The following is an 8324-nucleotide window of genomic DNA, read 5'->3' as shown; positions in this document are numbered from 1 at the left end:
GATGAATTGATCTATGATCAAATCAGGTCTTACATCAGATCTATTGCCCCTGAAAAGGAAAAAATTGTTAAGCTTTACAACGGAAAAGCGAAGCTCTTTGAAAATTTTGGAATAGAGAAGCAAATCAAAAGCTTGTTTGGTCAGACGATAAGTCTCCCACAGGGCGGATACCTCATCATTGAGCATACCGAAGCCCTCCACGTCATTGACGTCAACAGTGGGAACAAGTCTAACCAAGAAAGCGAACAGGAAATGACGGCCTTAAAAACCAACCTGGTCGCAGCCAAAGAAATTGCCCGACAATTACGCCTCCGCGATATGGGAGGTATCATCGTCATTGACTTCATCGACATGAAAAAGGCTGATAACAAGAAAGCCATATATGATGCAATGCGGGAAGAGATGAAAGATGACAGGTCCAAAAACACTGTCCTGCCACTGACCAAATTCGGTCTGATGCAGATCACAAGACAGCGGGTCAGACCTGAAGTCAACATTGTCACCAAAGAAACCTGTCCATCATGTAACGGTACAGGGAAGATTCAAGCCTCCATATTGGTGGCTGATCAATTGGAAAAAGACCTCGAGCATATTGCTACTAACCAGAATGTTTCCCACATCCAAATAGGATTACACCCTTACCTGTATGCGTATTTTACCAACGGGTTTATTTCCCCGAGAGTAAGGTGGTTTTTCAAATACTTTAAGTGGGTTAGACTGACAAAAGACTCTTCCCTCCCAGTGACGGAGTACAGATTCCTAGACGAATCCGGAGAAGAAATAGAACTAACAGTAATTAAAAGCGAGACTGAATAAGTCTCGCTTTTTTTATGGCCCTAAGTATAGGGATTCAGTGGATTAGGAATTCTAAAATCCCTAAAACTTTGAAATCCAGAAAAAAAAGAGTTGTATCTAAACTTTTTTTAAAAAACCACAAAATAAATTTTAAATTCTGCCTAACCCTTTATTACATGTGTTTTAGTTTGTAAAATGGGGGTGGGCATTTTTAGTTTTCAGAATATTGTTTTGTATTTTGATATTTAAATAGTAAAATAATATTGATTTAGGTCCTTTTAATTTAAGTTTGGATTTGTTTTTTTAATAAATTGTTTTTAGTTTTAATTCAACATCTTTCAATTAGATAGTTCTTTATTTTGATTTATTTCAGACTTAATTGTTTTTATGATATGGATGATAATCGAATACGGTTAGATGTTTTTGATCGTTTGATAGATTAGTCATAGTGTTATAATTTTTATAGAACGAAGGTAAGAAAATAGAAAACAAAATATTTATGAATTTGAGAGTTAGCAGCTTGAAGCCTGTTTCTGATAAAGCCCGATGTAAACTTTCTTTGCCAGTTTCAAACAGTCATTTGAGATGGGATTGTTTGTTCTTTTTTGTCATTGCCTGGGTATCCATCTCTTGTCAAAAGGGGAAAATAGATCAAGACTGGCAGATTACGGAGTACGTTATAGATACAGTCCTCATTGACTCAAAAGAGCGTATCCTGGATGTGTCAGGGTATATGGAGGTTTCAGATTTGGATGATGATGAACGATTTTTTTACCTGTATAATCACCATGATCTTTCCATTGACGAAATCAACCTCGATAGAAAAGAATTTGTTAAAACCTATCCTCTGGATGCTGAGGGGCCCAATGGGGTTGGAAATTTTATCTTTGGGCTGCAGGTTTTAGAGGACACCCTTTGGTTTGCGAAATCAGTGCCTTTTTCCACGATTATTGATAGAAATGGACGTGTGATTCAAAAGATCAATTGGCTAACAGCAAAGGATTCTGTAGGAGACTCATTTGGTGTAGCACCGCCTAGATCGGAAGTAGTAGTAGACACCAAGAATTGGCGGGTGATGGGGACCAATCTTGACTTCCTTAAAACGACAGCCTTTTTGGGTGTTCTTTCGGTAGAAGAAAATTTGGTAAAAAATATCAATATAGATCCAGAGAACTCCTTTTCTAAATATTTCTTGAAAGCGGGCAAAAGCAATTATAACCCTTGGGTATTACTCGGCTCTATCGAGAATTATATTTACGTAAGCCACGAATATTCCAATGAAATAATTCTTTTGGATCCTGAGGGTAAGCTTGTAAAAGTAGTCAACTATGAACCAAAAATGACTCCTAGGAGAGCTAATTTGCCCGGAACTTTAATCGGTACCCGGGAGCAAATCAGAAGGGAAACTCGGAAGCTTTTGGAGCAAGTCCGTTTTAAAGACCCCGTATGGGATAAAGTAAACCGGCGCTATTTCAGATTGTCGGCCAAAAGGTCCTTTGAGGAAGGGCCGGAGGATGAAGTCTTGCCGGTCAAAAAGACTCATGTATTTTTGACAGTGTTCGATGCCGGGTTTAACCTCGTTTCGGAGATTGAACTTAAAGAGCTGTTTGACGAGAATTATAAATACTTTGCCAAAGACGGAAAGCTTTGGGTATGTCAGAATTTCTCTGATGAATTTGGTTTTATAGTTATAAATATTTAAGCCATATGAGGTCGGTTGCAAGATAAGACACTAAACTATTAAAATATATTTTGACGGATGTTAATAACCCGATCAATATGCCGTAGATGATCTGATAAATGTATTGACATAAAAAAAGGAAACAGGTATAGCCGATCTTGCTTCTAACATATTCATCCGCGATGAATGGTCACAGGCTCCGGGTGACTTTAAGGTCCGGATCAAGAATTTAATTACTACTTAACTAAGTTTATTTTTAACCATTAAAATTAAAAACTATGAAAAAGATGAGTTTAAAAATCGCTACAGAGTCTCTTTCCCGTGAGGAAATGAGGATGATTACCGGAGGAAGTGGGGGTGGTGGGTGCAATTATCGTTATTGCCATTGTACAACAGGTGCAGGATCCTGGCAGGGATTCTACTGTTCCGACCAAGAGGCAGCCGACGCTGTTGCAATGTATTGTGCAGGCGGAAATGGAGCATGTACGCCCAATTAGTCCATAAATTCCGTGATTTGCGTTAATTAGTGTTAATTGGCCATATCCTAAAAAGATATGGCCAATTTAGAGGTCTTTTACTTGGAATTGAAAGATGGATTATTAGTTTTTCTTAAAGATGGCATGTGTTTAATTATTTGATATGCTACCTGTTGTCCCATAATGTGAAAAAATTATATATGCGGTACTTATTCTATTTGATTCTTGTAATGTTAATTTCCTGTCAAGAAAATAATGTTAAAAATAGCTCGGGTTATTTTTCCAACCCTCAATTTTCCTTAGATACGGTTCTCATTGATTCTGGTGACGAAATTATATTTTTACAATATCAGCTGTTAAATTCTGATTTAAACGAAAATGGTAAACACCTTTATAATTTTAATGAGAACGATGTTGCCATTGAGAAAATAAACCTGGATGAGTTGAGTCTGGAAAAGAAGTTACCTTTTGAAAGAGAGGGTCCAAATGGTATAGGGACAAATGCGGCAGTGATGAAAATTCATAGCGGAGACCAAATTACCATAACTGGTATGTTTCATACTTCATTATTTTCCTTGGACGGGAAAAAGCTGAATACCGTTTATTATGAAAACTTTTCCCTAGGTGGGCATCCCATGGAAGGAGGTGAGCAATTAGGGTCAAAAGTTATACTTGATACCAACACAGACAGGCTATATGGATTGATTTATCGCTATGAGGACAATAATTATGTATTGGGAATCCTGAATCTGAAGGACTATGAAGTTTCTAAAATTAAGCTGAAGAGTTTTGAAAAAATTCCTGATTATACTTTTAAATATACTTATATAGGGAAAGCCACTGTTCATATGACCGAGGGGCCAAAAGTAGGTATAGAAAGATTCGGTAACAAAGTGATTTTGTCCAACGAAATCATAAGCACCCTAATGTGGTATGATACAGAGATGGACTCGCTATTTATAAAAACATACAATAGTCAACTTACCGCGAATCAAAAAGAGAAAGAATATAAAAAGAATCATGAAACCTCAGAAGCTTTTCAGATTGAATATAGAAAATACAGGGGTGAAATTAATTTTTTGCCCCTCTTTTGGGATAAGAAAAACCAAGTCTTTTATCGGTTTTCGTATGAGGAAAATGAAGAGAAAACCAAAGTATATTTAACAGCCTACGATAGGGAGTTAAACCAGCTTGGAGAATCTCTTGTCCCACAACTGATCAAGAAACCTGCGAAGCACTTTGCCAAAGACGGGAAAATATGGATTTATGAAAATATAAATGATGAGATGGGGTTTGTTGTATTGACAATTTCCGATTAAATCCTCCAGGAGGAACCATTGTATCCAAGTTTCTTTAATAATTTAATATTTACTGTCTTTATCTTTTGAAAATCACTTTACCTTTCTTCATACAATTCGACTCCAAAGACTGCTGTCCTACCTTTCGGAGTATCATTGTCAAATCCCACCCAGTGAATGAATTAAAAAATGTACTGGATTATTTGGTCAGAATACTGCTGTGGTGGCACAAAAATTTCAATTGCGATGAATGGACATCAAAAATTTAATATGATTGGCAACTTGATTTCAATTAAGATGTAATGACAATGGGTGATGGAAATAAAATAATTTTGATCTCTTGTTATTTTGGGAAATTCCCTTGGTATTTTCCCCTGTTTTTAAAATACGTGTAGTGATGCAGATACACATAAAATATAAAATTGTATCTAAACTTTTTTTAAAAAACCACAAAATAAATTTCAAATTCTGCCTAACCCATTATTACATGTGTTTTAGTTTGTAAAATGGGGGGGGGCATTTTTAGTTTTCAGAATATTGTTTTGTTTTTTAATATTGGAATAGTACAATAATATTGATTTCGGTCCTTATGATTTAAGTTTGGGTTTGTTTTTTTAATAAATTGTTTTTAGGTTTAATTCAACATCTGTCAATTAGATAGTTCTTTATTTTGATTTATTTAATTCTTTATATGTTATGGACAATTGTTTTATAAGTTCCAGGTTAGTTTTAAAATTATTGAATTTAAAACATACTGATCAGTATTTACAGGACTGTCTTTTATCCCATCCTGACCATCCCAGTCTATTGTGCATAGCGGATACCATGGAAAAATATGGTGTTATTAACCATGCTGTCAAAATTGATAAATCTGATTTTAAAAATATTCCAACGCCTGCTATCGTGCAGGTAATGAAACATGGTCAATCAAAATTTTGTGTCTTAAAAGAAATCGAAGGAAATTATGTCACTTTTTTTGATGAAAATGGTGCGATAGCGCATAAAGAAAATTCGGAATTTATTAAAGACTGGACAGGTGTAAGTTTATTGGTAGAAAAGACTGAGACCTCTAAAGAAGAAAACATTGACCAAAAAATCCGGAGGAAAATATTGGCCGGAATTCATTCCGGGATTCTTGCGCTAACAGTTATCGCCTGGATTGTAATCTCTATATTCTGGAGTTCGGATAATGGTTCACTCCTGCTGGAAAAAAGTGTCATGGCTATCCTTAAAATATCCGGATTGGTTACCTCGATTTTTCTATTGTGGTTTGAAGTGGACCAATACAACCCCATACTCCAGAAAATCTGCTCCAATAATAAAAAAGTGAACTGCAATGCAGTTTTAACATCAAAATATGCCTACTTGCCCGGCACATCAATCAGTTTAAGCAGTTTGGTTTTCGCATATTTCTTTGCATCTCTGACCTATTTAATGGTCCAGGGTTTTTCCTATGGTTCATTATTGGCAATAGGTGCGATAAGCTTCCTGACAATTCCCTTCTTGTTTATTTCTTTCTATTTCCAGGCTGTTGTAATAAAAAACTGGTGTAAATTCTGTCTGGTTATACAAGGTATTTTACTCTTGGAGGTATGTACAGCTTATTTCTTTAAAGTGTATAATGCGATCATTCCTTTTGGCCACATTATCCTTATTTTTTCCTTATTTTTTATCCCCATGGTTGGATGGTTTTACTTAAAACCCGTATTGGAAAAAGCAAAAGAAAGAGATCTCTACAAGAATAATTTAAGCAAACTAAAAAACAATAAAACAGTTTTTGGAAGCTTGTTGGTCAAATCCCGGCAAGTCAACAATAACCCGGATAATCTGGGAATTATATTGAAAAACAACAACGCTAAGCATAAAGTCATTAAAGTCTGTAATCCATATTGTGGACCATGTGCAAAAGCACATCCAATTCTGGATTCCCTGTTTGAGAAAGGCATCATTGACCTGCAGATAATTTTTACTGCAACAACCCAAAACATCTTGGCCAAACCTGTCAGTCATTTTTTGGCAATAGAAGAAAAAAGCAAAGATCGACCCCTTATTAAAATTGCATTGGATGATTGGTACAATGCAGAAAATAAGGATTATGAAACATTCAGCAAAAGATATCCCATGAACGGGGAACTGGACCAACAGGACAATAAAATTCAAAAAATGAGGGCTTGGTGTGAAGCCGAACACATTATATACACACCCACCATCTTTATTGACGGATATAAATTACCCGATCAATATGCGGTGGATGATCTGATAAATGTATTGACATAAAAAAACAAAATAGCTACAGCCGATCAGGCTTCTAACATATTCAGTCGCGATGAATGGTCACAGGCTCCGGGTGACTTTAAGGTCCGGGTCAAGAATTAAATTACAATTTAACTAAGTTTATGTTTAACCTTTAAATCAAAAAAACTATGAAAAAGATGAGTTTAAAAATCGCTACAGAGTCTCTTTCCCGTGAGGAGATGAGGATGATTACCGGTGGTAGTGGGGGAGGATGTTTATTGCAATGCGGTGATTGGTCACAATCAATGAGTGTACACAGCTGTGATAGGAGTACTACTCGGTTTTATTGTGGGAGCATAGATAATTTTACACGTTGTAATTGTACTTAGTTAAATATCGGCCTAAGATATTCTTAGGCCGATTTACCCCATATTCTAATATCCATAATATTCTTTAAAAAAATAATAAAATGAATTTAAAACATCTATTGATTTTGAGTTTTCTCTTCGTAGCAGTTTTTCGGCCTACTTATGTGTATTCTCAATATAAACTCCTCAAATCAAGTGAGTTTAGGATTGATTCTTTTTTACCTGTTGAGATTATAGACTATTATTCAAAAAATGACCTTTACCTTGCTTACATCAATAAACCCGAAGTAACAGAAATCCTCATTCTCGATCAAGATGGTAATATACTTGTTCAAAAAGTTTTGGAAGGAGAAGGTCCTGATCAATCTGTAGCTTCTTTAAATAGTATGGCTTTTACCGATGAAGGTAATATCTGGATCCAAACACCATTTCAGATTCTTCTTTATGATCAAAATCTCAATCTCAAAAAAAGGGATAAATACTTATCAAGAAGTCAAGTATACCTTTTTGGAAATATGAAAATCTTTTCTTTTTTCTTTCAAAATGATATTCCAGCTAGTTTTTCATTTATAACCAATCCTAGCGGAGTAGACTGGTCAATGGACAATAGTGATTTTAAAAGTAGGAATTTACTAGAGATATTTCAACCAGAATTTGATAAACAGATTGAATTTGCACCTATTTCTGATAGGGGGATATCTAAATATATAGATAAATCTATTGGGGGCCTGTATTTCCCAATTTATGCCATAGATAGGAGTAATAATAAACTTTACCTGACCACCTCTTTTGATAATGAAATCACTGTCTATAATTTGAACTCATTGAGATTGGAATCCTCTATAAAGATGGAACATGAAGAATTTAAAGCTCTAAAAAATTCAGTTATAACAGGAAAAAGTTTAAGTACTTATAATAATAAAATCACTTTGACTGCGAGAAACCATAAGATTCTGAAGTCAGCTGAAGAGCTTATAATACTTAATTATATCAGAGAAATTTCCCCTCTTACCTATGAAAAAAAGATAAAATCTGATCCGACCTATCATCATTTTAAAGACCCTACCTATCATCGTCTAATCTTATTTGACCAAAACAATCAATTATCCGGAGATATACCTATGCCCAAAAATGGAAAATTAATGATAAGCCTTCCAGGGAAAAGACTTTTGTTTCAGATAGTGGATCCAGAGGTGGAGGAGGATTTTATTCGCTACGAGATATACGAAGTTGTCAAAAAATAACTTTCAATTAAACTGATTTTTAATGGCTCATCAAAAAAAAATCATATTAATCACCTGTTACTTTGGAAAATTCCCCTGGTATTTTCCCCTTTTTGTGTGTCAGGCATGGTCATCACGCTATAGGGTGCAAGTCCCGAACGAGAGTTGCAGTACTTATCGTTAGCCAAGAGCAAGGGTGTCGTGGGCGACTGCGAATCTGAAAGAAGCTGGCGGCAAATGTTCGAGCC

6 protein-coding genes are annotated in these 8324 nt (G+C 35.4%); all 6 read left to right on the top strand.

Annotation, left to right across the window (positions count from 1 at the left end):
- Positions 1-816: ribonuclease E/G (locus tag ACEW8U_RS11305; protein WP_373522150.1), on the top strand; the 816-nt coding region annotated here is incomplete at its 5' end.
- A gap of 478 nt (positions 817-1294) precedes the next feature.
- Positions 1295-2497, top strand: a complete 1203-nt coding sequence (locus ACEW8U_RS11300) for a DUF4221 family protein (protein ID WP_373522149.1) — start codon at positions 1295-1297, stop codon at positions 2495-2497.
- A gap of 257 nt (positions 2498-2754) precedes the next feature.
- Positions 2755-2973 carry a hypothetical protein gene (locus tag ACEW8U_RS11295; protein ID WP_373522148.1) on the top strand — a complete coding sequence of 73 codons (219 nt, stop codon included), beginning with the start codon at positions 2755-2757 and terminating at the stop codon, positions 2971-2973.
- A 179-nt stretch (positions 2974-3152) separates the two neighbouring features.
- A complete protein-coding gene (locus ACEW8U_RS11290) occupies positions 3153-4271 on the top strand; it encodes a DUF4221 family protein (protein ID WP_373522147.1) in 1119 nt (372 codons plus the stop codon).
- 675 nt (positions 4272-4946) lie between these two features.
- The gene (locus tag ACEW8U_RS11285; protein WP_373522146.1) at positions 4947-6527 is read left to right on the top strand and encodes a vitamin K epoxide reductase family protein; all 1581 of its coding nucleotides are present in this window, start codon (positions 4947-4949) and stop codon (positions 6525-6527) included.
- A 427-nt stretch (positions 6528-6954) separates the two neighbouring features.
- On the top strand, positions 6955-8097 hold the full coding sequence (locus ACEW8U_RS11280) for a hypothetical protein (protein ID WP_373522145.1): 1143 nt from the start codon (positions 6955-6957) through the stop codon (positions 8095-8097).
- Positions 8098-8324: the final 227 nt, after the last annotated feature.

The sequence above is a fragment of the Aquiflexum sp. genome (assembly GCF_041751335.1).
Lineage (GTDB): Bacteria > Bacteroidota > Bacteroidia > Cytophagales > Cyclobacteriaceae > Aquiflexum.
This window is presented reverse-complemented; position numbering and strand designations above follow the sequence as displayed.